At 69.7% G+C, this 1,688-nt stretch carries 2 protein-coding genes; both read right to left on the reverse strand.

The genetic code is table 11. The features are described 5' to 3' along the window. Positions 1–641 (reverse strand): PPE family protein (locus tag A5701_RS11195; protein ID WP_156670046.1); only part of this gene is annotated, 641 nt, incomplete at its 3' end. Between the two features lie 343 nt (positions 642–984). Further along, a partial coding sequence (locus A5701_RS11200) for a PE/PPE C-terminal domain-containing protein (RefSeq protein ID WP_197504965.1) occupies positions 985–1,688 on the reverse strand: 704 nt, incomplete at its 5' end.

Raw genomic sequence — 1,688 nt, forward strand, 5'->3', positions numbered from 1 at the left:
GTCGTCGTGGCGGTGGTGGCCGCCTTTTGCGCGACGTTGGCCGCGTTGCCGGCGGAAGTGTTGGCCGCCGCGTTGGCCACCGTGCTGGCCTGGGTGGTGGTGCCCGCGTCGTTGGTCACCTTCGGGGCGGCCTGGAACTGGGTGATGCCCTTGGTCGCCGCCGTGGACTGCACCGAGTAGTTGGCCATCGCCCCGGCATCCTGGGCCCAAAACTCGCCGTACTGGGCCTCCAACTGCGCGATCGCCCCGGTGTTCTGCCCGATCACGTTGGTGGCCTGCAACTGCTGCACCAACGCCCGGTTGGCCGCGATCACCGGCGGTGGCACCACCGCGGCGAACGCCGCCTCATAAGCCGCCGCCGCCGCGGCGGCCTGCACCGCGGCCTGCTCGGCCTGCGCCGCCGTGCTGGCCAGCCACTCCGCATACGGGGTGGCCGCGGCCGCCATCGCCGCCGAGGCCGTGCCCGCCCACTCCTCACTGGCCAGCTGAGTCACCACATTCTGATAACTCAACGCAGCCGACTGCAGCTCCGCGGCGATCGCATTCCACGCCGACGCCGCCGTCATCAACGACCCCGACCCCGGACCGGCATAAATCCGCGCCGAATTAACCTCCGGCGGAAGCGCCCCAAAATCAAACACGAATTACTCCTTAACCTTGGCCGCTTGGCTCGGGTATTGACTGACGATAAATCGGTGACGGCGGGTCGCCTGGGCGCCCGACCCCCGCAGCGTGGGCGGCCGCCGGTGCGCGTAGGCCTATGGGTCGTTCCTGCCGCGCGGCGCGGCAGGGTTGATCAGTCATCGGGCCGCTGGTCGCTTGCCGGCCATGAGCTGGAGCGAGGCGTTCGTCGCGACCGCGTGCTCCGACGCCGTGGTCGAGCCCGGGCCGCAGCGCTGTCCTCGGGACCGGGTTCGAGCGTGGCGCCAGCCGAATAAAATCCCGCCGCGGATAAGTGAAATGGTCAGCACTCATGTCGTCCCGCTATCCGGCCGATGGGGGTCGGGTTAGGACGCTGTAGCGGAAGCCGTATTTGTGGGAGTAGCCCGCGGCGGCGCCGGCGCGGCGGCCCATGACGCCGGTGGGCATGCCGCGCAGCAGGGCGTTGGCCGGAGGGTTGCCGGCCGCGCCGGCCTGCACCGGCAGCGCCTCGGCCTCGGCGTTGGCCGGGCTGACCGCCGAGGTCAGCGTCGCCCACTGCTGGGGCACCGACAAACCCCCGACTTGGGTGGCCTGCCCGGCACCGGCCGAGACGACGTTGCTGCTGAGGCTGCCCAGGTTGCCCAGGCCCAACTGGGCGAACTGCGGCGTCGGGAACCACGCACCACCGGCACCAGCCGTGGTACCACCAGGACCCGACACCAACTGCTGAGCCAACTGCGACCAAAACGCCACGATGCCGTTGGAGAAGTAGGCCAGGCCCGTGTTCTGCTTGAGCATCACGGTGTAGAAGGTGGGGCTTAGCCCCAGGTAATTGTTGGTCGGCGTGGGCAGCCCACTTTGGGTGAAGTTCTGGATCGCGCTCGTTAGCCAGGTAAACGGCCCGGTCTGCGACGTCGGGGCGGTCACCTGCGGAGCCGCGGTGGTGACCAATTGCGTGCTCGCCAACTGCGAGGCCACCGTCTGGGCGGTGTTGCCCGCGGGCTGCTGAGCGGCCTGGGTCACCGCCAACGCCTGCTCGGCCACCC

This window comes from Mycobacterium sp. E3305 (assembly GCF_001666785.1).
Taxonomy (GTDB): Bacteria; Actinomycetota; Actinomycetes; order Mycobacteriales; family Mycobacteriaceae; genus Mycobacterium.